The sequence below is a fragment of the Candidatus Nitrososphaera sp. 86-2 genome, assembly GCF_056726185.1.
Window position 1 is genome coordinate 1,184,617 of record NZ_JBWZON010000001.1, and the last position, 24,053, is coordinate 1,208,669.

Sequence of the window (24,053 nt, forward strand, 5' to 3'; positions counted from 1 at the left end):
CCATTCGGAGCACCACAGTTACGCTTATGCTTTTCGCATACAGAGATTATCTTCAAGGGGTTCTCACGCTGGTGCTGGCGCTGCTTAGGACCTCGCCCTTTGCAGTCCTTGCCTCTACGTAGAGCGTGTAGGCCCCTGCCAGAAGCTCTAGCCGAGCGTTGCGCATCTGCATCCTGCGCTTGGCTATCTTGACCTCTTGAACAGACTCGGGCAGCGCTCTTCCGTCCATGTCCACCAAGTGGTAGGCAAGGATGAACTCTTGCTTGCTTCTTGACTTGTTGATTATCTCAAAGTCAAACAGGGCCGTGTGCTGACCCGGTGCAAGGCTGCCTTCTTCGGCGCCGTTTGCAAGCTTGACGATTACGAGTAGGTCGTAGTCGTCATCGTTATCATCGTCGACTGTTCTCTTTTCCGCCACCCTCACGCGGGGCTTGCCCTTACGGCCAAGCAGTATTATGGCGCCAGCAGCGGTACCCGCCGCTATCATCGTGCCGTTTCTTGCCAAGTATAGCGCGATTACTATTGCCGAGCCTCCGAATATGGCTATTGCAATAGCGATGAGCATGTAGAGGTAGACGGTTTGCCATGGTATAACGACCGTCAGCTGCGTCGAGTCTAGAAGATCGTTTTCAGGCACTGACCTTGCCTCCGCCGTGACATGGTAGGTGCCCGGCTCTGTGAATGGAATTGTCACCTGCAGCGTCTTTTTCCCGTGGGCTTCTATCTCCACTTGCTGCGACAGGTCAAAGGCGCGCTTGCCTGTCTGGTCGTTGTACCAGAAGTTGAGAGTAAACTTTTCGGCCTCGTCGCTGGTGTTTGTGATGTCTGTCTGCACCACCGCCGTCGCGCTAGTGGGCGCCACGCTCTCTGGCCTGACATCTACGACCGTTATCGACACCTCGACGCCCCTTAGTATCTTGAACGTGTTATACACTACGGGCTTGCTCGATACTACTACGGAGTCGAAGAGATTTGCAGAGAACTTTTCCCCTACAAACTCCTCTATGTTGCCCAATGCCCTGCCGCTTGACGACGTTGCAAGCGTGAGCGAGTCAGCAAGATTTGCTGCAAAGGTCTTTGGCCCGATATGTGAAGAGGAACCTGTGCTAGAGCCCGTAGGAGTCTTGACTGCGGTTATCACGTACTTGGAGAAGTGTGGTAGGGTTGCAGTAAAGGTGTATTCCCCATTATTTGCAGTCATGGGCCCATGCACTGTGTTTATCTCCTCCCACTGGTTCGTAGCCTCGTTGAGGAGTCTGATCTTTATGAGGGGCACACCGTTTGCGTCTCTGTCGGCTGATTCTGATTTTGCCCAGTCCTCGGTTACCGTGAAGGTGAACGTGGGCGGGTATTGGTAGTAGCTCTGGACACTGGGGTTAGAGCTGCCGGGGAAGTTGCCCCACCACCTGACGTCTATGTACAGCGGCCTCAGAGACTCTGGAGGCAGGCTTGCTCCTGTTGGCGGACCTCCCATAGGCGTCACGATTAGGCCAAAGTCCGTAGTGAGCACCGCAGGCGTGAATTGCACATCCAGTGAGTGGATGAAGTTAGAGTGTGCTGACAGGGACGGAGTATCCTTAAAGTTGACGCGCAACTGGACAGGCACGCCTGCGGGAATGTTTGCGGCACGGTCGGATACAAGCGTGTTATTAGCCGGCAAGTCCCCCGTAGGCGATATATTCACGCCCCAGAGTCTGAGCGTCACGACCTGGTTTGGCAGGTCGTCCCGGTGCACAGTCGTGTTGAAGTAGAGCGGTTCCAGCTTTAGATCGTCCCTCAGGCTTGCAGGGGTCCCATCCCAAGTGTGGTTGCCCAGAATTGAGAAATTCGGCGGCCTGCCGTAGTCTTCTGGGTGATTGTTTACAAGGATTGGCAGGAGGGGCTTGATTGCAAGGGATACTCCAGCCGAATCGCCCAGTGTTATGAAGGTCTGCGGCCTGTTGACTGCTATGCTGTCAGTCACAGCAAGGCTTGTATTCAATATACGGCCAGGCGGCGAGGTAAAGAAGTCGCCGTCTGCCAGGCTCAGGCCCTCGTCAAAGTGCAGCGACTGGTTGCACGAGAACGGCGTGCAGTCTGCCAGATTGACTCCCTCTTCAAAGACCCTGTTCCAGTGCACCGACACATCGGTTATCTGCGAGTTGACGCCAAGAGAATCGGAAATGGATACCGCGGCACCGGCTCGCGCAGACATCTGGTCGGCTATTGTGATTGCGTCGTTCATCGCGCGGGTGATAGGAGGCACGGCAGAGTCAACCATTGACACCGTTTCGGCAAGGGAGCGACTGACGCCTATGGACACAGAGTCGGCCACGGCCACGGTATCGCTGAACGGCCCGGAGCCCGCCCTTGCTATCGCGTCAGACACTGAAAGCGAGTCAGAGACTGGCACGTTGACAGAGTTTCCGGCAGAGACGCCGCCCGAAATTATCAGTGAATCAGGGATTTCCCTCACAGAGGAGGTGGGCGCGCCCGTCGCATCTTCTACTCCAAGCGTGTCGGCCACAAACCTCGACGCTGCAAGCGTTCCTGTAACAGAGTCTGCGGCAGCCACAGAGTCAGAAACTGCTACGCGGTTGATGTTGCTGGTCGATATAGAGTCAGCCACTGCAAGTGCATCGGATGTTGCTGTTGACAGGCTCGCATTGCCGGTGATTTCGTCGGTCATTGTTATCTCGTCGCTTACCAAATACGACGTCGATTTCACAGGGTCAGCGGCTGTCACAGAGAGTGAGTCAGAGATAGAGTGCGTTACCGCGGTGGCTATTGTGTCAGTCAGAGCTATGTTAGAGTCAGCCGTCCGTACGCCGTCCTGCAGGATCTCTGAATTCACGGTTACAGAGTCACCGATGCTCCTTGAAACGCCTGTAGAGATCGAATCGGTTATGGCCGTGCCGTCGGACAGCACAGGCATCGCGCCGCTATTTGCGTTCGTGACAACAGTCAACGCGTCTGTGACAGAGCGTGAGACGGATTTGGTGACTGCGTCATTGACTGAAAGTGGCTCTGCAAGGTTGCTCGACTTGGTAGATACAATTGCACTGTCAATCGAGAGCGTATCGTATATTGAACGCGAGGCGGTGCTGCTGATAGGATCGGACACGGTCACCGTTTCGCCAAGAGAGCGGGTGCTGGATTGCGAGGCAAGGTCGGTAACTGACAATCCATCCTGCAAGGATAGGGAAGTGGCTGTAGATATCCCATCAGCAATTGCGACAGTATCGGAAGGCGAGCGCGAGGCGCCTTTTGCGGTCGAGTCCGTCACAACCACAGAGTCAGATAGAGAACGCGTGGTAGAGCCCTTGATTCCATCGACAATCGATACAGTATCTGTCATGGCACGCAAGGTAGATGTCGACATTGCGTCCTCCATGGACAGAGTGTCAGAGACAACACGCGACACGGACATCGAGGCGTGATCGTTGACTGAGACAGAGTCAGCAAGCTTGCCGCCTGTCGATTTGGACGTCAAGTCTACAAGGGCGACCGTGTCTGCGACTGACCTTGTGACTGCTGTCGAGATATTGTCAAGTGCAGTTATCGTTTCTGATACAGAGGAGCGGGAAACGAACTTGCCCGCGTTATCGGCGACTACCATGGAATCCGCGATAGAGCGCGTGACGGCCATAGATACAGAGTCTGTCGATGTCACAGTGTCTGCAATGGAGCTGGAGGCGGCGCTGCTGATAAGGTCTGTCATGGATACGTTGTCAGAGAGTGAGCGGGAGACGTTGACGGCTATGGCGTCGTCCAGCGTGATCGTTGTGTCAGCAGAGCGCTTGCCCTCCTCCAAGATCTCGGCCGTCACGGTTACAGAGTCTGAGATGCTCCTTGACACCTCCGTCGCAACTGACGTTGTTATTGCCACATTGTCAGATGTCGCGGATGTTGCGCCGCTATTTGCAGAAGGAGTTATGGTTATCGTGTCGGCTATAGAGCGCGAGATGGATGTTTGGATGGCGTCGGCGAGTGAAAGCGCATCCTGTATGGCGCTAGTTGATGAAATGGACACGCCGTCGCTCATTGCGATGTTGTCAGAGAGTGAGCGCGAAACAGAAGCAGAGATGGCGTCTGCCAGGGCTATCTCATCAGAGGCAAGACGCGATACTGACGTGCTAACCGCATCAGTCACCGTCATGCTTTCAGATAGCGAATGAGATGTCGTTGGAGCGATTGCGTCCTCTACCGAGAGCGCCTCTGCCATCGAGAGGACAGGTCTTGTCGCTATTGAGTCAGTCACTGACAGGTTATCATATGCAGACCTGCTTGCAGTAGTGGCTATAGCGTCTGCGAACGAGATCCCGTCAGATGCAGAGCGGGAGACCTTTATGGCTATCAGGTCAGTCGTTGTTACCTCGTCTGCCACAGAGTGGGATGAAGACTTTGATAGGGCGTCTGCCAGAGACACGGAATCAGATATCGAGCGCGCGAGTGAAGTACTGATGACATCTGTAGTTGCCAGCATGTCAGATATGTCGCGCGATGTGGATGTCGATATAGAATCTGTCATCGACAGTGCATCAAATATCGACCTGCTTGTCTTGCTAGTTATCGCATCAATCATCACTATTGAATCTGCAAGGGAGCGAGAGGTCACGGTGACTAGGGCATCCGTTACCGAGATGCTGTCAGAGGCGGACCTTGAATCGGCAGCGACTCGGTCAATAGTATCTGCAACAGATACCGCGTCTGCAAGGGAGCGGCTGACTGTGGTAGACACGCTGTCTCCAAGCGCGATGCTATCAGCTATTGAGCGCGATGCTGCAGTGGTAATGCTGTCAGCTATCGACACAAGGTCTGACATGAATCTGCTTGTTGCGCTGTTGATCGCCGGTGTAATTGACACAGAGTCAAACAGTGAGCGCGATACAGTAGTTGATACGGCATCCGTTACCGAGATCGAGTCAGATAGTGAGTGGGAGGTGGCATAGCTTGTCGAGTCTGTAACCGTGACTGAATCTGCAAGGGAGCGCGATACGGCCGTAGATAAGTTGCTGTCAAGAGACAAAGAGTCTGCAAGGGAGCGCGATACGGAGGTGGATATGGCATCCTCGATAGTGATGTTATTGTCGGTCGCGCGCTTGCCTTCTTGCAGGATCTCTGAAATAACCGTCATAGAGTCATCGATGCTCCTTGACATCCCTGTAGAGACTGCATCCGTCAGGAATATGCTATCCGTAACATAGCGCGACGGGCCAATGTTGGTTGTGTCAACAATCGTCAAGGTATCGTCGATAGAACGCGATATGGACTGGCCGATTGCATCCGTTACCGTGACAGAGTCTGCCAGCGAACGCGATGTTGTAGTCGATATTGCATCTGTGACTGAAACCGTTTCAGGCAGATAGCGAGTGACCGCACTTGTTATTGCGTCAGATATGCCGATTGTTTCAGTGAGCGTGTATGAGACTGATTTGGCTATCGTGTCTGCCGCAGTTATGTGGTCAGACAGCGAATGCGATACAGACTTTGTAATGGTATCAGCAACCGACAGTGTGTCTGCAAGAGAGCGGGAGACGGATGTCGAAACTTGCGCTGCGACTAGCATGGAATCTGACAGAGAGCGGCTGATAGTAGTGTGAACAGCATCTGTCAGCGCAAGGGCATCAGATACGGGGTGTGATGTCCTTACCGCCACGGAATCTGTCATTGTGACCTGGTCTGTAAGGGAGCGCGATGTTGTGACAGATATCCTGTCTGCAAGCGTTACGGAGTCGTTGAGCCGGTAGGATGTCCTCGGCGTTATGGCAAGGGATACCACGACGGCGTCAGATACACTTCTTGAAGCTGCCGCTGTCCGGGCTATTGCGTCAGTGGCTGAAAGGGCATCAGAGAGTGAGCGAGACCTCCGGGTTGTTATCGCGTCTGCAAGCGAAACGGTATCGGATGTGGAATACGAGACGGCATGTGGGATAGCTTCAGCAACCGACAGGGTGTCGGATAAGGAGCGCGACGTGCTAGAGGATATGGCGTCTGTTATCGACAGCGTATCGGATGTCGACCTGCTTGTTGTAGTTGAGATAGAGTCGCCTATAACGACTGAGTCGGCCGGGGAGCGGGACGCTGTAGTGACTATGGCCTCGGTTACTGTGACGCTATCAGACATCGATCGGGAATCTGCAACCGCTCTGGCTATTGCGTCCGTAGCAGACATAGAGTCAGCAAGGGAGCGGCTGACTGTGGTAGATATTGCATCAACCAGCACGACACTGTCGGATATGGAGCGTGAGGTGGCGCTGCTGATAGACTCTGTAACCGTGACTGAATCAGAGAGGGAGCGAGTTACCGCGGTAGATATGTTGCTGACAAGTGACACGGAATCAGAGAGGGAGCGAGTTACCGCAGTGGCTATCGAGTCAGTCAGTATTAGGTTGACGTCTGTCGAACGCCTGCCTTCCTGCAGGATCTCTGAAATCACGGTCATAGAGTCTTCGATACTCCTTGATACATGCGTCGAGATAGCATCGCTCATGGAAATGCTGTCAGAGAGTGAGCGGGACGGGCCACCGTTTGCAGTGACAATGACTGCCACCGAATCCGCGAGGGAGCGCGATGTTCTGGTTGTTATTGCGTCTGCAAGCGAAACAGTGTCAGATGTAGAGTGGGACACCGAGCGCCTGAAAGATTCGGATAGTACCAGTGTGTCAGAGATAGAGCGCGATGTTCTGGTTGAGATAGCATCGCTCATGGAAATGCTGTCAGAGAGTGAGCGGGACACATGAATAGAGATGGAAATAGGGTCAGTGATTGTAGCAGAATCAGATAGGGATCTTGATGCGTGATAGGTTCTCGATATACTGTCTGAAAATGCGCTAGAGTCAGATAGGGATCTGCGGGTGACCTTGGCTTTCAGGGCATCGGTGATGGTAGTACTGTCGAAGATGACTCGCGTCTTTACTTTGGCCGAGATAGAATCGGAGACTGTGATTGAGAGAGGAAGGACGCGCTTGGTGACTTTAGCGGATATAAAGTCGGAGACCGTCAGCGAATTGGGAAGGACGCGCTTGGTGACTTTGGCTGAAACAGAGTCTGAGACTGTGATTGGAAGAGGAAGGACGCGCTTGACCTTGACAGATATGGAGTCAGTGATTGCAATGGAAGCGGGAAGGACGCGCTTGACCTTGACGGCAATCCCATCTGCGATAGTCAGTGTCTCTGAAATCGATCGTGAAGAAACAGTGGGGGCGTATTTTTGAAAGTCAAGGCTCATTCCTTCAAACGTAATAGCGCTTGTGCCCGTAGCAGTTTGCCATCCTGCAGGCGCAAGGCTAGATCCATCATATTTCAGAGAGGCAATTTTGAAGGTCTTGTTTAGGTCTAACCACATGCTTTTGACGGTATCAGGGGAGGTCGGATTTGTGGAGCCAAGAATCCAAGAAGCTTCATCTATTGTAGATGAGGGAGATCCAGCTGGAGTGCTTGTGCCTGTAACAATTGTCGCGGTTCCCAGCGTCAAAAGAGTGCTTACTGTACCTAGGCTGACTGCATTTACGGCGGCAGTTGTGTAGAATGGGATTGTAACAGTCAATGTCTGTGTAGAAGCTAATGTACCAGGGCTGACTGAAGATGTAGGGGTTCCAAGGGTAAGGCTGCTGTCTGTACCAGAGATGGAAGGCGTAGCAGCGGAAACTGTTGTTGAAGCGCCGAATGTTATTTGCTTTTGTAAAGTTATTGTCCCGCTGACTGCACCAAGGGTCTTGACGGTTACGCCCGATATTGTCGAAGTGAGCTGCGTTGCTACCACAGATGGGCTACCAGCGGTTGTTGCAATCGAAGCCGTTTGAGCAGTTCCCAGCGAGAATGAAACGCTTAGTCTTCCAATAGATGCCCCAGTTATGGCCCCAGTAGTACTAAATGGTTGGGTAATGGTTATTGTCTTTGAGGTGCCACTAGTTGCCGGCAGAACTGTAACGGTTGGAGTTCCAAGACTCAAACCTGATCCAGGAGTTCCGGTTTGCGAGACAGTCGGAGTTCCGGTAATTGTGGCACTGCCACCCAGAGTCACGGTTTGTGTTATTGTCATGATTCCGGTCGTAGCCCCAGAAGTGGTGACCGTGATCCCGGTTGCGGTTGCAGTCTTTGCTGTTCCAGAGGCTGTAGTTATTGTGTTAGTCTGTGTCCCTCCAAGTGAAGAAGTTATGGAATTTATCTGTGAAGCACCTGTAACCAGAACCGTTGATGTAATAGCTCCGGTTGACAGTGAACCCTGTTGCAGATTTGAGCCGTTGTTTACTGTGAAGAATACCCTCATGGTACCCAGACTAGCCGAACTCACGGCCGAATCAGTGGCAAATGTTATCACCGTCTGTATGATCCAGTCCTGACTGCCGTTGCCACTCAATAATGTCGTGGTCAGAGTGGGAGGACTACCCGAGCTACTAATGCTGTGGACACCGGAGTTTGGATTGACATCATAGGTGTCAGTAAATGAACCTTGAAGCGTAACTGCTTTGTTGAAATGAAGATTTTCCCTAACGGTTATCGTGCCAGTAACTGCGCTTGTAGTACTGACCGTTAGACCAGAAATAGTCGTCCAGTGCGCAGTAACTCCACCCGAAGGATCGAATGCGAATGTCGGTGTACCACCGACCGATATAGCTGAACCGACAGTATTGCCCATAGCAGAACCAGTCCATTGTAGTGCCTGAACATCAGCACCAGATTCGGCCCAATTTACGATGCCAGTGCTGCCGGAAGGACTCCATGCAAAATCAAGTGGCCTCGTTGAAGAGCCTGGCAAGTTGATTGAAACTTGGCTCCAGCTCAGCGCGGCTTGTAGTGTGCCATTATCCTCTTGTCCGCACGATGCATGGTTGAGAGAATCTGCTACACATATCATTACCTTGTTTGATGTAGATGCAGGATCTCCCTTCACGCTGACGAACTTTACATGATTTCCAGAGGATGCGGCGTTATCAGTATCAATTGTAGCGGCCGCAGACCAGCTACTACCGCTCCACCTCCTCCAGCTGGCAGAATCCACACCATTGCCCGAGAACGCAAAGATCGCCCCGGACGAGCGCTCATAGGCGATTCCTATGGATTCTCCTGTTATAGAGGTGGTGCCAACAGCGGTGCTGATCGTTCCTTGATTGCCAAATGTCGAACCATTCCAGATAAACGCGTCAGACCTGTTGTTTGTTGCGTCCAAAAGGATCAGGGCGATCTCGTTTGAACCTGGCTTTGAAGCCATTCTGATATAGCGAATCTCCTCACTGTCTGCGGTTGTGCTACCCACGTAGTTGAATCCTGACTCGCTCGAAAGCGTCGAGCCGTCAAACGTCTTCCAGTAAAAGTCGTTAGTTTCGGCAACAGACTTGTCGTAGGCTATCAACAGCTTGCCACTGTTCTGCTCAAATGCAATGTCAAACGGCCTGTAAGGAGCACTTGCGCTAAGTGTGCCAACATTTGCAATCAATGTCGGACCTGTCCATGAGCCAGCGGTGGTACATGAATTGCTACAATAAAACAGGTTCAAGTTTCCATTAGCATCCGAGGTAACTATGACTCGAAGGTAGCTATTAGGGCTGAACAAAAGCTTGGCATCCCTCACATTGGCCCCTACCGAGCCGAGCTCAACTTCGCTGCTCCAGCTCGATGTTGAGGGGTCCCATTCCCGGTATTTTGGCGAATTAAGGCCGTTGGTACCAGTGTTGGATCTGTATGCGGAAGCGGCTGCATTTGTATCAGCAAATGCAGATATGAATAGGGGCTGCATACTTGAAGCCAGAGCCATAGAGGAGAATGCAAAGACAAGCAACAGGAGCAGGAGGACATGAGATAGAGGCAGAGCCTCCTTTCTATTTGGAACCACATTGTAACTGGCATCTCTTTTGATCATAAAGAGTGCCAGAGTCTTTCTCCGCAATCGACCGCCTGAAACTGTAGGCCGCCTGATCACTACCACTAGAAGAGTGCTTCCTAAAAGTACGCCAGAAGTAGCAGTGTTGATAAGTGCAGCATTCTGTAAACTTTTCTGCTCCGCAGTCATTGCCGGTTGAAGTGGTGAATTATGATCGTCCGGCTCCGAATCGTCGGAACCAAGCATATCCTGCATCAGAGTGGAAAGGACTGATTCCATTTCTTGCGAGATAGAGCCCTGCGGCTGCCCCTGTACCGAACCGTTCTTTTGGTCTTTGTTGTTCGTCAAATCACCCTTGCTTTCACCAGGGTTGCGCGGTCCCAGTTTTTCCTCCGCCCTACCCGTTCCTTGCTGCAAGCCTGTAGATGGCCTCGGAGTAGTGTTGGCAGTAGCCGCGCTGCTGGGTAGAGGTGGCGTTGGAGAAGTCGTGATGTTAAGGCCGTCAGAGATTCCCACGTTGAACACGCGAGGGACTCTAGCGCCAGGGCTGTCAAAGGCGCTCGCTACTCCGATGGAGTCGCCGACGCCCCTAGAGAATACGCGCGGTGTCGAAGTTGATGCTGAGTCGGCAGCAGTATTTGAGGCTGTGTCTTGCAGATGTGTTGGAGAGAGCTCTGCAAAAGCCTGGCCGGTGTTTGATACCGTCAGAAACAGCACCATAGAGGCTGCCAAGCCACATAAGAATAGGAGCAGCGACCTGTCCTGCGTCACGTCGGAGAAAGACCTAGGGAAAGTCATACTACGATAGTAGCCTCCAAAAGCTTTCTCCCACACGCTGTAGGGTTACGGTGCCTTATTATTTAAATTTATGTTTAAATCTTGTCTGAAAACACTTGTGTCTCAAATTCTTACTACCCTAAAAAGGCGCTAGAAATGCGGAGAACGCGTATCTTCACAGAAAAAGTTGCATAAAAAGCTTGCATGTACTTCAGGTCACCACCCGTACCCATACTGGCGATGATAAGCGCCACGTACGAATGGCTAGAGATTTGCATCTTCAATTTAGTATTCTTTATGTTCAGCCGTCTTTATCCGGCTATCTCCTCAAATCAGTTGGAGAACCATCTGGAATGAGCTCAGCCTAGCCGACTTGGACAAGATAAAGCCTTTCTCATGCTGAAAACTACGGCGGATTAGAGAAAATAGTTGCCAGTCTTGCAAGAGAGTTGGCCAAGCGCGACTATGATGTCACCGTGTTTGCCACCAAAGACTCGTACGTCGAAGGCTGCACGATGATCAACATCGGCAAAGAAGTGGGTACTGTCAACGTTGACTGGCTGGAAACTGAGCGCAAAGCGTTTGAAATGGCCAAGCCATCACTTGTAAAGGAGTACGACATCATTTGCGACTGTACATGGTTCGGTCATGTGTATAGTCTGCTAGGCAGCCATCCGGAGATGAACATCCTCCATGCGCACCATGGAGGGCTATCTTGGCCGCCGTACGGAAGCCCGGAATACCCAGAGTTCCTGCGTAACGGCAAGTTCAACCTGATTTCTATCTCCAAGTTCATGCAGCGGGTGTACAAGGAAGGGGTGGTAAAGATGCAGGACGGCCGTCAGGTCGGCCCGCTGAACTTTGATTCTAGGGTCGCTTACAACGGAATCGACGTTGAAAAGTACAAATTCAGAGAGGAAAAGGGCGACAGGCTGCTGTTCGTGGGAAGGCTGGATGATTTCAAGAACCCAAAGCACGCCATCGCAGCGGCAAAGCAGCTGAGGATGCCCATCGACATCGTGGGAGGGTCGTTCGTGTACAAAGACAAGTACATGGAGGAGGTAAAGCAGATGGCAGGAACGCCGGAATGTAGGCTGTACATGAACGCCCCGGACGACTTGAAGATTCTGCTGATGCAGAACGCCAAGGCCGAGGCTGTGGACGTCGACTGCACTTAACATGCAACCGAGATAGTACGTCTCATTTATGGGAAAGAGGCCGGTCAACTTGAAGGGTGTAGGTATTATTGGTTGAATAGCACCCGCCCAGCAGGAAAATTTGGACACGTGCTTAATAGCTAACCTCGACGGTGGATTCTTTGATGCATGGCCCTGCTGAGCGAATCTGAACGACTATGGCTATCCGGCAAGAAGCAAGTTAGTAGTTCTTACGCTAGAAAAATGCGAAGCGAGATTAATCGCAAGGTTAGAGAGTTTGAAGACCTTGAGCGACCGTTGATAGCCGCCGCGGCGTTGTCCCAGACCCACGCCGCTGCTACTACTAATGGTAACGCCGCTACCATTAGCGGTAGCGGCCCGGAGCATTGCGGACATGGGAGTAGCAATCCTGATATAACGTATGAGAGAACGAGCAATCTTAACGGGCGGGGTCGCCTAGCCTGGTAGGGCGTGGGATTGCTAATCAAATGGCGCGGACATTTCGCAGTGAGTGGCTGTGTCGTCACTGCCTCCAGCATAGTACCAGTCATTTCCCCCACCGCCGTCAATCGTATTATTGCAGGGGCCACCGTTTATCTTGTCGTGGCCGATACTCCCTTTGAGGCCGTTGTTGCCAGCCATTAAGTAGATCAGATCATGCCCGAGGCCACATTAATGATGTCGTCGCAGGGGCCACCATAGATTGTGTCATTGTCTTCATGTCCAAAAACATAGTTGCTTCCAGCTCCGTCCATGATGCAATCGTCGCCTGCCCTGCCGAGTATGAGGTTTGACCTACCTCCAAGTATCAGGTCGGCCTCGGGGGTCCCAAATATCGTCCTTTGATCAGAATTCCTCCTATCGATTACGTTGTACCCGCCACTTGCGATCAGCTGATCAATAGTCACTTCATTGCAATATTTTTCCATGGAGGGTTTTTCGGTAGTTGGCTGCGATTCTTGAAGGCCAGTTGCAATGTCAAGGTTGAGCCAATTGCTGCCGTTGTTTTAAGATGCCCACTGCGACACTTGATTCGTCGCGTCCACCGCCCTTACCGGGGGGAAGTTCCCCGTTTTGTCATAAGCATAATCCGCATTCATGGATGCTGATACTGGCGTGCCAGAGACAGGGGTGCACCCGGTTTGTAAAGTTGAGAACTAGGTAGTGCTGAGCGTAATGGTCCATGTGACTGTCAGCGTGTCGCTGGCTGCCTTTTGAATGTCTGCAAAGGTCTGCCTTGCAAGCATGTTGCCACCTGTCGAAGAATTAAAGATCCCACTTTCTCTCAGGGTGCCCGTTCCCTGTCCAGGTCCAAACGTCACGGAAAGGATGAGCTTGTTGCCCGACGCAGTCGAATACAGCGCCGTCGAGTCTTGTATGCGCGCATAGTTTGCGCCGGTTGTGAGCTCTGCAGATAGTGCGATCTGGCTTGCGTCGACAGGCGTATTGCTTGTCCCAAGCGCGATATAGTTGTAGGGTGTGCCAGGGTTTACGGACCCATCGTGTGGCGCTATCCTAGAAGCCACGCCTTCTATTCCCGCGTTCACGATGAGGTTGTCGATGTGCCTCTCGTCTTTGACGTTTCCAGATTGGTCGTACAAGACCATATCCACATTGCCCCGCAGGCCCAAGCCTTCTGTTTGTTTGCCTGCAGTAACAATCATGTTTGCAAGTGCTGGCAGCATCAAGCCTATCACAATCATTGAAATACCAGCAGTCGCTACAATAGGCACACGCCTGCGGTCCACGGCTTGTAAAAAGAGCCTCTATTATTTAAATCTATATTTAAATTCGATATATTAATTATAAGCAATTAGGAAAGGACATCGAGCAAAAAGACCTTGTCGCGGACAACAATGACTATTGCTATTGCAGGAGGAGCCGCAGCAGTAACAGCATTTACGATATTTGTCGCACTTGCGCAGATGCATGCGATCGCCGTGCCCTACTTTACTCCAATCGGATTGCAGGTCGACGGGCTGAAGGAAAAATATGCAGCAGGCGAAAAAGCAAGCTTTTCCATAACTGCAAACGGATATGGGTCAAACTGCCACTCGCTGCAAGTTGAAGCGATGAAGGACGGACAGCGCGCTTCGTACTACAAAAAAGAGGATGATTGCAGGTTCATGACTATCATGCATGGCCAATACAACTTTACGCGGTCGTTTGACTATGGAAGTGAAATTCTGGGAAAAGCAGGTCTTTACACAGTCGACATCAAGTTCAAAGATATTGTAGACAACAGGGAAGTACAAGTTACAAGAACTTTTGAAGTAATAGAAGGATAGTGCATGTAGTTTATAGGCATCTACTCCCATGAACAGATACTACAGTTCTTACTTCTATAATTTAAAAGTAAATTTAAATAATAGGAAGTTCTAAGGGGTGGTATGGCACAGCTAAATAAGAGCCTCCTGCTTGGCGCAGTACCTGGCATCGCACTGGCCGCACTGATGGTCTTTGTGATTCCTAGCTCTGCTCTTGTTGGGGCTCAAAACGTTACTACCGATGGCCTGACTCCTCACGGTTATGTTACGGTTAGCGTGACAAGGGACGGCCAGGAAATCTACCACAACGAACAGCACAACCTGATCACCAACGCAGGTAAGGACTTCATCGCTGCCCAGATTGGTTCGACGTCAGCAGGTAGCAATGGTGCAAACTTCATTGCACTGACAACTGACAGCACGGCACCTGCTGCAACTGACACCACTCTGACAGGTGAGATCAACTCAGGCGGTCTTGCAAGGGCACAGGGTACCTATGCACATACTGCAGGAACAAACACTTTCACCGTCTCCAACACGTTCACTGCAACTGCAACTCAGACCAACGTCCAGAAGGCGGGTCTCTTTACCGCTTCATCCAGCGGCACAATGATGGCAGAGAACACCTTCACTGCGGTGAGCTTGGCAAATGGCGACCAACTGACAATCACCTGGACGATAACTCTGTCGTAAAAGACGACTAGTTAAAGCTCGGGTTCCCCCTTTTCCTTATTTTCTTTTTCAAAATTTCAGCATATTTTTAAATAACAAAGAGGCGCAGCCGATACATGCAAAAGGGACTGATGATTGCGCTTGTCGCCGCAAGCATAATAGCAATAGCCGCAATTGTAGGCGTGATCGGTCTCGTCCCTAGCCAACAGGATAGAGGCAATTACGACCACACCCTGCCACCCACGATGACCGGCAGGAACCTCACACTGAACCTGAACGAAAACCTCGGCCTAAAGGGGAATGCGCGATAGATAATGTCAGTTTGCAAGATCGAGATGGTGGCAATGCTACATTTGTACGCAAATTTAAAGGCAAACTCTTAAAAAGGATTTAAATCTATATTTAATACAACCGCCATGCAAAACCCAGATGCAGAGAATATCCAGTCCAGGCGAAGATGGCAGGACTATGGTTTTATCAAGGAAGAGGTTGCCAAGGTCCTCGATAGCCACCCTGAAGGCCTTACGGGAGCCAGGATTGCAGAACTCGTGGGCATCACGCAGGGCGCCATGTCAAAGTATTTGTCGATGCTCATGGTAGATGGCATCATCACCAGCCGCAAGGTAGGAGTCGCCAAGCTGTGGAAGCTTGTGAGCCAGTCTGACAGGGCGGGCATACTTGCAGACAAGATAGGCGAGGCTGACGAGGAGGCTACGTTCAAAGACTATGCGGTTTCAATCCTCGAGGAGAACAACAGGCTCTTTGAAGCTGACGGCAAGCGCGTCATGGTCATGCCTACTTCCATGCTGTCAAATCTGTACAAGTATACTAAATCCGTAATCGGCACCGAAGTTCATGCGTTCTTTTACGAGTGGGGCAAGGACTATGCAAACGAGGTCAACAAGCTAGTCGACGACGTCGCGAAAAAGACGCAGAGTGACTTTATCGAATCGTTCCTGCTCCTTTGGAAGCTTAAGGGCTGGGGGAGGTTCGAGATAGTTTCCATGCAGGAAAATGCAATTGAAGTCGCCTGGTACGATTCTGTCCTGGCAGAAGAGATGACAGACAAAGCTCCCGTGGACGATTTTGTAGCAGGCGCCCTTGCAGCAGCAGCAGAGCATTCAAAGGGGGGAACTTGGCGCGTCACAGAGATCTCATGTAGGGCTACTGGCGCGTCTCATTGCTTATTTGAGGGCACAAGGTCTGACTAAGATTTAAAGATAGATTTAAATAATAAGGACTCTAATGCAAAGATGTGAAGGTAAACAGGCCGATAGCTTTTGTGGTGCTTGCTTTTGTCATAGGCGCTACCATATCGCAGGGTTCATTTGCCTTCGCCGACGATTCCTCCACTAATCCCTTCAGGGCCATATGGCAGGCCATAGGAGAGCTTCAGACAAAGACGGACTCGCTTCAGGCGCAGATAAACGACCTGAAGGCGCAGCAGATCCCGCCCTCGGCGACATCATCGCCAGGCCAGATTGCGACCAAGGTTTCAGAAACCTCCCTTGCAATAGACTTGTCCAGTGGTCACGCGGGCCAGACGCTCGTCAGTCTGATCGCGCGAAATACGGGGTCCGACAGCGCGGTAGGGGTGAAGTTATCGACCTATTACCAGATGTCCTTATTCCAGGTGAACCATGTCGACGGCGCCCAGTGCACCGATCAGGCTAGGGGGATAATCGAGTGTTATCTTGGAACCATAGAGTCAGGCGGGGAGGCACGGATAACTGTCGACGCGACGCCTCTGCAGCTTGGTCAGCAGGCAGTAATCACGGCTGATGTGTCATCCATAACTCAAGACTCTAACCCGGGCAACAACCATGCCGAAACGGTATTCGTAACGTCTCAGGCACCAGTCGTAATACCGCCTGTACAGCAACCAACCACTGTCCCGCCGGTTGAACAACCGAGCGCGTCAAACCAGACATCAACAGCGCAGCCAGCGCCAAGCAGCGGGCAGCAACAGCAGCCAGTCCAGAACCAGACTGGTATGCAGGAAATTCAGGGCGGACAATCCTCGCAGCCAACAGGCGGCGAGCAATCAGGTTCAGGAAATGAAGGAGCGAGCAGTTCTTCCAGCGGAAGCGGTTCGAGCGACAACAATCCTGACAGCTCTAACTCGAGCGGCGAAAGTTCGTCAGGCTCTTCAAGCAGTACAAGCTCGGGCGACTCTGGTTCGTCCAGCACAGGCTCTAGTGACACAGGAAGTAGTTCTTCCAGCGGTTCAGTTTCGGGCAGCAGTTCAAGCGACAAAGGAAGTTCTTCTTCAAGTGGTACAAGCTCCGGCAGTTCTGATTCATCGTCACAATCATCGTCTTCCAGTACAGGCTCCGATAACACGGTAAGCAGCTCCTCAGGCGGCAGCACGGATTCTGGTAGCAGCGGAGGCACCGCATCTGCTTCCACCGGAGGAGGATCTAGCAGTTCTAGTGGAAGCGGATCCAGCTCAGGCCGCGACTCGGGCAGCTCAAGCAGTAGCAGCTCCGGTTCGAGTAGCACCTCTGGCGCAACAGGATAGATCTTATTTTAGCAGTCCTCGCTTCCTATCTTTGATTCAAGGTAGAGCGCGGTTATGCCTTCTGTCTCGCACGACCCGAGGCGGTTCACCACGTGGCCGTCCCGTAGTTCTATTAGCGGATACATCATGCTTTGCGGGTCTGTCGAGTGTGAAAGACCTAGCGCATGGCCAAGCTCGTGCGCTACCACATACTCCAGCACCCCTTGCTCAAAGAGCTTATCCGCAGAGTAGACGTATACTTCGGCCTGTATTATCTCGCCAGTCGCTTTGTCTGCTAGGAGACGTGTCTTGCCCGGCTTGTTGTCTTGCTGCGCGGCATCAGTAAGCACTATCTTGATGTTTGCATCCGAGCCATCTTGTGTAAGCGCAAGGCGCGGAACTGATGCCTGCTTGAATGCGGAAAGGAGGTGGTTCCACTGCGAGTAATTACCGGATGCAGTAGTGTTGCCCGACACCATGCCCTTTACGCTCTTGATTGCCTCGTTGCTTGCTCCATCCTCCGAAGAGACAGATATTGCAAGGCTGGACTTGTCAAGCCAGAACGCGTTGGTGGCTATAGTGTAATGGCCGCCTTCTTCAACTGCATGATCTGTCACCCCTTCAAGGAACTCCACGCTCTCGTAGGTTCTTGATGATGGCGCCGATACGATGACGGGTGTCTGCAGCATTGCCAGAAATAAGGCAATTATTGCAAAAAACCACACTCTGGGAACAGCCAACAGCTCCAGACAGGTTACAGGACTAATATTGTCTAGTCTGTTCAGTTTTGCGAACAGTTGATTGTTCAATTGTGCGAACAACTTTATATTAATCCCTTGTCATAGATGGCCATGGCCGAAGACCCTCTTGCCTCAGACTTAAAGACGTTCGGCCTACAAGACATTGAGGCCCAGGTGTACGTGAGGCTTGCGAGGCTGGGCAAGGCAAGGGCTAGCTCGCTCTCATCAGCGTTAAAGATCAACAGGACCACGACTTACCGGATACTAGAGAGGCTAAAGCAGGTAGGAATAGTTGAGACCTCGATGAGCAGGCCCATCAGCTATATCGCCGTCGAGCCGAAAAAGGCGTTGCAGTTGCTGATAGACAGGCGCAAGGACGAGCTAAAGGCCGCAGAGGGCAAGTACCCGTCTATACTGGAGCAGTTCACGAAATTCTACATTCCCTCGGAGGAGGCAGTCGGCGCCAAGTTCAGCATCTTGCAAGGTAGCGAGGAGATCCACCGCGCAGTGACGAGGCTTGCCAAGGGCGCCCTCAAGAAAATATCGCTAATAACATCTGTCCGCGACCTGGGCAAGATGTACTATTCCGGCGCGTACGAGGCGCTTGCAACAGCCGCTGCAAGGGGCGTCGCGGTGCAGATAGTGACCGAGATAGACCTAGCGGCGCTCGAGGTGGTAAAGCACTACGAGTTTGCAGAGATACGCCACAGGGCAGAGTCCAAGATGAAGATGGTGCTCAAGGACGAGGAAGAGGCGCTGATAACCGTGGCAGGCGGAGCGGAGGAGGAGGTGGTGGCGCTGTGGACGTACTCGCAGTCGTTTGCGTCGGCGATGCAGTCGATAGCGGCCAACGAGTTCCAGTCAGGGATAGAGCTTGGCGCCATTGCGACTGCGCTGCGCACAGGCAGACCGGCCGAGTCGTTTAGGATAATCACGGACGAAAAAGAGTACGCGGACAATATGATGGCGCTTTTGACTTCTGCAAAGGCAGAGGTGTACATCGGGTTCAACCTATACCCGACGTTCAGCGCGCCGGCGGTGCTCGAAGTGCTAAAGTCGCTTGCGGACAGGGGCGTCAAGGTGCGCGTCCTTTCCGCGCCAAGCTCCGACGAGGCGGAAATTGTAAGAAAGTTGCATGGTGCAATAGAGTTCCGCATATCCGTGTTCCAGACAGACGTGCAGGTGATGATAGCAGACGGCAAAGAGATGCTTTTCTCAAACGCGGCAAGAGCGCAGGGCAGCGGCAACAACAGGAAGAGCTCTGGCATCAACATACACACCAATCTTGCAGGCATGGTGTCGTTCATGCACAACATCGTCGCAGACATATGGCTTGACTCACGCGAATACATACTGGAGCTTGAGACCCTACAGCAGTCAATAGTGCTCAACAAGTGCGCAAACGCAGTCAGGACGATTATGCAGGACCGCGGGGTCGAAATAGTGGTTGGGAACAAGATAATGGGAAGGTCTGGCGTGCTTCACAAGTTCGACATCATCTCGCCGAACACCAGGACGGGTGGCAGGATAGCGTTGTCGTTTGTGGCCTACTCGGACCCCGAGTCCACGGGCACAAAGCTCATGGAGTCCAAGATAAAGCTGCTCGACTGCGAGCCCATCGACCTCGTGATAGGTATGCTGACCCGGCAGGGAGAGGGAGACGGGCAGGTGGCCAAGCTCGCAAGGGCGGTGGGGTTGCACATAGTCCATGCAAGCAACCCGGACCAGCTGGCAGAGCTTGTGTTCCGCGAAATAGAAAAGCGCTACTAGGCGCGAATCATCATCACCCTGCCTGCGGGGGAACGCTCACTATTCCAGTCTTTGCAAGTTCCGCCCCGATACCGTAGCCGACTAGAGCAATGCCCGTGCCAAGGCCGGCCATCTCTATCCCGCCTTTTATCCAGCTCTTCTTTGCCATGCGCCCCTTTAGCGCGCCTACGATGAACGAGGAGGCCACGCTTATGGCGATGGCTATTACGATTGCAATAGTCGACGACGCCAGGCCGGCCTTGACTGCAAAGTAGGGAAGGATTGGGAGGATACCTCCAAGCAGAAAAGAGCCAAACATCACCAGCGCGCCTTTCAGAGGATTGCCCAGGATTTCCAGGTTGAGCCCCAATTCTTCCGTGAGCATGGTCTTGAGCCAGACGTCCTTGTCGGAAGTTATCTTGTTGACTATTTTGTTCAGCTCTTCGCCCTCAAACCCCTTTTCGCGGTAAATGTCTTCAATCTCTTCCCTTTCTCTCTCGGGCATGTTCTCTATTTCGTATTCTTCGCGCTTGATCTCCGACTCTAGTATCTCCCGCTGGGACTTTACGGCAAGGTAGTTCTGGACGGCCATCGCTTTTGCGCCGGTGAACATGCCGATGAGTGCGGCGAGTATGACCACGTCGGCTGATATTATGGCGCCTCCAACCCCGGCCACTATACCAAGTGAAGTGTTTACCCCGTCGCCAAATCCAAACACTAGGTCCCGTATGTAGTTGCTTTCCTTGATGTGAGGTTCAACGTGAGTGACTCGCCTTTCCATTTTTGCATGTAGGATTGTTGCTACTAGCCTATTAACTCCGGGCTGGCAGCATGTATTATGACGCCAGTGCCGCATAGGATGAAGAGGTTTCGGGAGCGCGTACGAACAGGATTATTATTAAAAACATATACGACATAACGCCCTAGCATCTAGGATATGACGAGCAGGCAGGAAACCGTAGACTATATCATCGACCAGATGTCAGCCGCCGGCGACATGCGCAGCCGCAAGATGTTTGGCGAGTACGCGGTTTATTGCAACGATAAAGTAGTCGCCCTGGTTTGCGACAACAAGCTGTTCATCAAAATAACCGAACCTGTCCGCAACTTGCTTGCCAAGCCTGTCGAGGGACGACCGTATCCGGGTGCCAAGCCCCATTTTGAAATCAGTCCGGAATACTGGGACGACGTGGCATTCATGTCCAAAATTGCAAAGGCGACAGCCGATGTGCTGTCGCTGCCGGCAAAAAAGAAACGCAAGGGATCGGCTCAGCGCAAGCGCTAGCGCGTTTCCTTTTTTTCTTCTTCCTCGTGCGAGTGCACCTTTCTCAGCGCTTCGTGCACCTGATCCCGGAATATCGTCAGCCCAATCCTTCTGGCGTGCGGCTGGCCTTTTGCGAACGACTCGGCCATGTTGCTGACAAAGTCAAGGTCGACCTTTGGAGGCATCGGTGGCTCGTACGGGTCCACCTGCGCCTCGATTATCGCCGGCCCGTCCTGCGACATGGCCTCCCGCACTATGGACTTGGCATCGCGGGGATCGGATATTGAATATCCTTTGGCACCACACGCCTCGGCAAACTTGGCAAAGTCTATCGGCGCAAACTCTACTCCGAATTCAGGGTTTCCAAGGAAAGCCAGCTGCTCCCACCGGATCATGCCAAGCGAGTTGTTCTTTATTATCACCACCTTTATCGGCAGATTGTATTTCACCGCGGTCGCAAACTCGCCCATCAACATGGCAAAGCCACCGTCGCCGACAAAGGCAACTGACTGTCGGTCCGGGTACGCCACCTGCGCGGCTATGGCGTACGGGAGTGCGCACGCCATCGTGGCAAGAGTGCCAGAGAGCGAGAACTTCATCCCCCGCTTCAGGTTGATGTACTGCGCAGCCCATATCGTGTTGGTCCCACTGTCGACAGAAAGTATGGCGTCGTCCTCCAGCTCCTCCGAGATGACCCGGGCGATGAACTGCGGCTTCATCGGAGTCTCTGTCCGGCTGCTGCGCTCCCGCAAAAGGTCGTTCCACTCTTTCATCGCTTGCTGCTTGGAGCGGGCAAAGTCGCGGCTCTTTTCCTTCAGGAGAGGGAGAAGGGCCGACAGCGCAAGTTTAGAGTCACCGACTAGGCCGACCTCTACTGGATAGCGCAGCCCTATCCTTTCCGCAAACAGGTCTATCTGGACGCCCCGGGCTTGCCCCGGCTTGGGCAGGTAGTCGATGTAGGGAAATGATGTGCCGACCATAAGGAGTGTGTCGGCCTCGGCCATCGCGTCCGACGATGGAGAGGTGCCGAGCAGGCCGATGCCGCCGGTGCACAGCGGATAGTCGTCGGGCACAACTGCTTTTCCAAGGAGTGCCTTGACTATGGGCGCGCCCAGCCTCTCTGCGACTGCGATGACCTCGTCTGTGGCGCAGAGGGCGCCCTGCCCCACCAGCATGACGACTTTGTTTCCGGCGTTCAGTATCTCTGCCGCTTTTTCCACGACTTTTGGGTCAGGCGCCGTGCAGGTGACAAGCGCGTCGGACGTGTGGTTGGCCACGTTGTGTCTCGAATACTGGCCGCGCAGCTCTTGCTCCTGCACATCTATGGGGATTGTAAGGTGGCTGACTCCCCTTTTTGCAAGGGCTGACCTGCACGCAATGTCGACTGCAGTCTCGGCGTGCTCGGGGCTGTTTATCATGTTGTTGTAGACAGACACGTCTGAAAAGAGCGCAACTAGGTCTACGTCCTGCTGGTAGCTTGACCCCATCATGTCAGAGTAGGTGCTCCCCGTGATTGCGATGACAGGCGCACCGTCCGCTTTTGCATCGTAAAGCCCCGTCAGCAGGTGTACCGCCCCCGGCCCCGACGTGGCGACGCAGGCGCCGAGCCGGCCTGTGTATTTTGCGTACGCGCACGCCATGAACGCGGCGGATTCTTCGTGCCGGACAAGGACGAACCGGATCTTGCTTGCCCTTCTCCTCAAAGCCTCGATGAAACCATTTATCCCGTCGCCCGGCAGGCCAAAGATGACGTCCACTCCCCAGTCCATCAGCGCTTCAGCGACAATGTCTGCGGTCTTCATGGAATTGTATTGCTTTTCTAGCCAATAAGGTTACAGCCAGTATCACACCCTCCCGCGCTCGTAGGCAACAGCTGGCCTAGGACAAATAACCATTTAATTAATAAATGAGTTGCACCACACCCATATCAGCATCATGTCTACCGCAACATCAACAGTCGCCGAGTATGTATGCGAAGACTGCGGGACACTTTTGACTCACACGAACCCGATTACACTCCAGAGCATGAAGGAGGTTCACGATCAACTCTGCGTAGTAAAGAGGCAGAAAACAAGGGCGGCGCAAGTGGCCGCCCCGCCGGCGCCCAAACCGGCGGCTGCAGGACCGGCAGCTGCGGCGGTTCCAAAACCGAGCGCGGCTCCGCAGCCGGCCATGCCAGCCCCAGCGGCACCTGCTGCGGGCGGAGGCAACACGACCATCTCACTCACAGGCTCTGGCACGAGCTATTCCAAGGTGGAAGGCCCGATAGACACGGGTTTCAAGAGCAAGCGCCAGATAGCAGGCCAGTTCAATGGCATCAACGTCTGGGGCCCGCTTGACGCTCCCGGACAGCTTGGAATATGGGGTACAAACGTCTGCGTCGACTTTGATATCTGCGTAGCGGATGGCGCGTGCATTGAAGCCTGTCCCGTCAACGTCTATGACTGGCTAGAGACACCCGGTCATCCTGCATCAGAGAAAAAGGCATTCATGGCAAGAGAAAAGGACTGCATCTTTTGCCTTGCGTGTGAAAACGTCTGCCCGCCGCAGGCGATCAAGATATTCCAGAAAAGCTAGTCATGCAGTATGTGTGTTAATATTTTTATTTATAGAGACACGTACGCTTGGAGTTGAAAAGATTCCGCGTCGTTGCGACGGGCGGGACGTTTGACGAGATCCATGCAGGACACATCGCGCTCTTGTCCAAGGCATTTGAGGTCGGCGACAAGGTGATAATCGGAGTCACGAGCGACGAGTTTGTAAGGGGCAAGAAAAGGATAAACCACGATTTTTCCCGGCGCGTCGCAAATCTGAAAGAGACGATAAGAAAAGAATTTGGCAACAATGTAAGCTACGAGATTGCAAAACTGGACAGCGAGTTTGGCCCTGCAGTCACGACGAGCGACGTGGGCGCGCTCGTGGCAAGCGCCGAGACGCAGGAAAAAGGTACAAGGCTCAATGAGATAAGGAGGAAAAACGGCCTTGCATCTGCAGAGATAATTGCAGTCCCACTCATCAAGGCAGAGGACGGAAAGCCGATATCTTCCACCCGCATACGCGCAGGCGAGATTGACGGAAACGGCAAGTTGTTAAAAGCCTGACAGGGCAGGCTCAAACTTGTTTGA

The 24,053-nt window shown here is 52.7% G+C and carries 16 protein-coding genes and 1 pseudogene; 10 read left to right on the forward strand and 7 right to left on the reverse strand.

Annotated features, from left to right (window positions below):
* Positions 1-52: 52 nt before the first annotated feature.
* A complete protein-coding gene (locus tag ACYOR7_RS07270; protein ID WP_479913511.1) occupies positions 53-10,600 on the reverse strand; it encodes a hypothetical protein in 10,548 nt (3,515 codons plus the stop codon).
* 398 nt (positions 10,601-10,998) lie between these two features.
* On the opposite strand from ACYOR7_RS07270, the pseudogene ACYOR7_RS07275 reads away from it, so the two are divergent.
* A pseudogene (locus tag ACYOR7_RS07275) lies at positions 10,999-11,757 on the forward strand (glycosyltransferase family protein); the annotation flags it as partial.
* A 459-nt stretch (positions 11,758-12,216) separates the two neighbouring features.
* On the opposite strand, the gene ACYOR7_RS07280 reads toward ACYOR7_RS07275, so the two are convergent.
* The 3 genes from ACYOR7_RS07280 to ACYOR7_RS07290 form a co-directional block, all read right to left on the reverse strand.
* Entirely contained in the window at positions 12,217-12,378 is a 162-nt protein-coding gene (locus tag ACYOR7_RS07280) for a hypothetical protein (protein WP_479913512.1), read from the reverse strand.
* Positions 12,379-12,386: 8 nt separating this feature from the next.
* Complete coding sequence (locus ACYOR7_RS07285; RefSeq protein WP_479913513.1) at positions 12,387-12,644, reverse strand: hypothetical protein; 258 nt, start codon at positions 12,642-12,644, stop codon at positions 12,387-12,389.
* Between the two features lie 249 nt (positions 12,645-12,893).
* Positions 12,894-13,484: a hypothetical protein gene (locus tag ACYOR7_RS07290; RefSeq protein WP_479913514.1), complete on the reverse strand. Its 591-nt coding sequence runs from the start codon at positions 13,482-13,484 to the stop codon at positions 12,894-12,896.
* Positions 13,485-13,577: 93 nt separating this feature from the next.
* Between ACYOR7_RS07290 and ACYOR7_RS07295 the strand changes: the two genes are divergently transcribed.
* The 5 genes from ACYOR7_RS07295 (at position 13,578) to ACYOR7_RS07315 (ending at position 17,196) form a co-directional block, all read left to right on the forward strand.
* On the forward strand, positions 13,578-14,024 hold the full coding sequence (locus tag ACYOR7_RS07295; RefSeq protein WP_479913515.1) for a hypothetical protein: 447 nt from the start codon (positions 13,578-13,580) through the stop codon (positions 14,022-14,024).
* Positions 14,025-14,126: 102 nt separating this feature from the next.
* Positions 14,127-14,696: a hypothetical protein gene (locus ACYOR7_RS07300; RefSeq protein ID WP_479913516.1), complete on the forward strand. Its 570-nt coding sequence runs from the start codon at positions 14,127-14,129 to the stop codon at positions 14,694-14,696.
* Between the two features lie 95 nt (positions 14,697-14,791).
* Positions 14,792-14,986, forward strand: coding sequence for a hypothetical protein (locus tag ACYOR7_RS07305; protein WP_479913517.1), 195 nt, complete (start codon positions 14,792-14,794; stop codon positions 14,984-14,986).
* Between the two features lie 105 nt (positions 14,987-15,091).
* Entirely contained in the window at positions 15,092-15,886 is a 795-nt protein-coding gene (locus ACYOR7_RS07310; RefSeq protein ID WP_479913518.1) for a V4R domain-containing protein, read from the forward strand.
* A 44-nt stretch (positions 15,887-15,930) separates the two neighbouring features.
* Positions 15,931-17,196, forward strand: coding sequence for a hypothetical protein (locus ACYOR7_RS07315; protein ID WP_479913519.1), 1,266 nt, complete (start codon positions 15,931-15,933; stop codon positions 17,194-17,196).
* A gap of 8 nt (positions 17,197-17,204) precedes the next feature.
* On the opposite strand, the gene ACYOR7_RS07320 is transcribed toward ACYOR7_RS07315, so the two are convergent.
* Complete coding sequence (locus ACYOR7_RS07320) at positions 17,205-17,864, reverse strand: matrixin family metalloprotease (protein WP_479913520.1); 660 nt, start codon at positions 17,862-17,864, stop codon at positions 17,205-17,207.
* Positions 17,865-18,026: 162 nt separating this feature from the next.
* On the opposite strand from ACYOR7_RS07320, the gene ACYOR7_RS07325 reads away from it, so the two are divergent.
* Positions 18,027-19,685: a helix-turn-helix domain-containing protein gene (locus ACYOR7_RS07325; RefSeq protein WP_479913521.1), complete on the forward strand. Its 1,659-nt coding sequence runs from the start codon at positions 18,027-18,029 to the stop codon at positions 19,683-19,685.
* Positions 19,686-19,698: 13 nt separating this feature from the next.
* On the opposite strand, the gene ACYOR7_RS07330 is transcribed toward ACYOR7_RS07325, so the two are convergent.
* A complete protein-coding gene (locus tag ACYOR7_RS07330) occupies positions 19,699-20,445 on the reverse strand; it encodes a VIT1/CCC1 transporter family protein (RefSeq protein ID WP_479913522.1) in 747 nt (248 codons plus the stop codon).
* Between the two features lie 156 nt (positions 20,446-20,601).
* Between ACYOR7_RS07330 and ACYOR7_RS07335 the strand changes: the two genes are divergently transcribed.
* Positions 20,602-20,949, forward strand: a complete 348-nt coding sequence (locus tag ACYOR7_RS07335; protein ID WP_479913523.1) for a TfoX/Sxy family protein — start codon at positions 20,602-20,604, stop codon at positions 20,947-20,949.
* Here ACYOR7_RS07335 and ACYOR7_RS07340 read toward each other — a convergent pair.
* Entirely contained in the window at positions 20,946-22,730 is a 1,785-nt protein-coding gene (locus tag ACYOR7_RS07340; RefSeq protein ID WP_479913524.1) for a thiamine pyrophosphate-dependent enzyme, read from the reverse strand. The genes ACYOR7_RS07335 and ACYOR7_RS07340 overlap by 4 nt on opposite strands.
* 133 nt (positions 22,731-22,863) lie before the next feature.
* On the opposite strand from ACYOR7_RS07340, the gene ACYOR7_RS07345 reads away from it, so the two are divergent.
* On the forward strand, positions 22,864-23,505 hold the full coding sequence (locus ACYOR7_RS07345; protein ID WP_479913525.1) for a 4Fe-4S dicluster domain-containing protein: 642 nt from the start codon (positions 22,864-22,866) through the stop codon (positions 23,503-23,505).
* A 47-nt stretch (positions 23,506-23,552) separates the two neighbouring features.
* Entirely contained in the window at positions 23,553-24,029 is a 477-nt protein-coding gene (locus tag ACYOR7_RS07350) for a phosphopantetheine adenylyltransferase (protein ID WP_479913526.1), read from the forward strand.
* Positions 24,030-24,053: the final 24 nt, after the last annotated feature.

What these genes read in the sequence shown, in the direction of transcription:
- ACYOR7_RS07270 (WP_479913511.1), bottom strand. Translation starts at nt 10,600, where the DNA reads ATGACTTTCCCTAGGTCTTTCTCCGACGTGACGCAGGACAGGTCGCTG.
- ACYOR7_RS07280 (WP_479913512.1), bottom strand. Translation starts at nt 12,378, where the DNA reads ATGGCTGGCAACAACGGCCTCAAAGGGAGTATCGGCCACGACAAGATA.
- ACYOR7_RS07300 (WP_479913516.1), top strand. Translation starts at nt 14,127, where the DNA reads ATGGCACAGCTAAATAAGAGCCTCCTGCTTGGCGCAGTACCTGGCATC.
- ACYOR7_RS07305 (WP_479913517.1), top strand. Translation starts at nt 14,792, where the DNA reads ATGCAAAAGGGACTGATGATTGCGCTTGTCGCCGCAAGCATAATAGCA.
- ACYOR7_RS07310 (WP_479913518.1), top strand. Translation starts at nt 15,092, where the DNA reads ATGCAAAACCCAGATGCAGAGAATATCCAGTCCAGGCGAAGATGGCAG.
- ACYOR7_RS07320 (WP_479913520.1), bottom strand. Translation starts at nt 17,864, where the DNA reads ATGCTGCAGACACCCGTCATCGTATCGGCGCCATCATCAAGAACCTAC.
- ACYOR7_RS07325 (WP_479913521.1), top strand. Translation starts at nt 18,027, where the DNA reads ATGGCCGAAGACCCTCTTGCCTCAGACTTAAAGACGTTCGGCCTACAA.
- ACYOR7_RS07330 (WP_479913522.1), bottom strand. Translation starts at nt 20,445, where the DNA reads ATGGAAAGGCGAGTCACTCACGTTGAACCTCACATCAAGGAAAGCAAC.
- ACYOR7_RS07335 (WP_479913523.1), top strand. Translation starts at nt 20,602, where the DNA reads ATGACGAGCAGGCAGGAAACCGTAGACTATATCATCGACCAGATGTCA.
- ACYOR7_RS07340 (WP_479913524.1), bottom strand. Translation starts at nt 22,730, where the DNA reads ATGAAGACCGCAGACATTGTCGCTGAAGCGCTGATGGACTGGGGAGTG.
- ACYOR7_RS07345 (WP_479913525.1), top strand. Translation starts at nt 22,864, where the DNA reads ATGTCTACCGCAACATCAACAGTCGCCGAGTATGTATGCGAAGACTGC.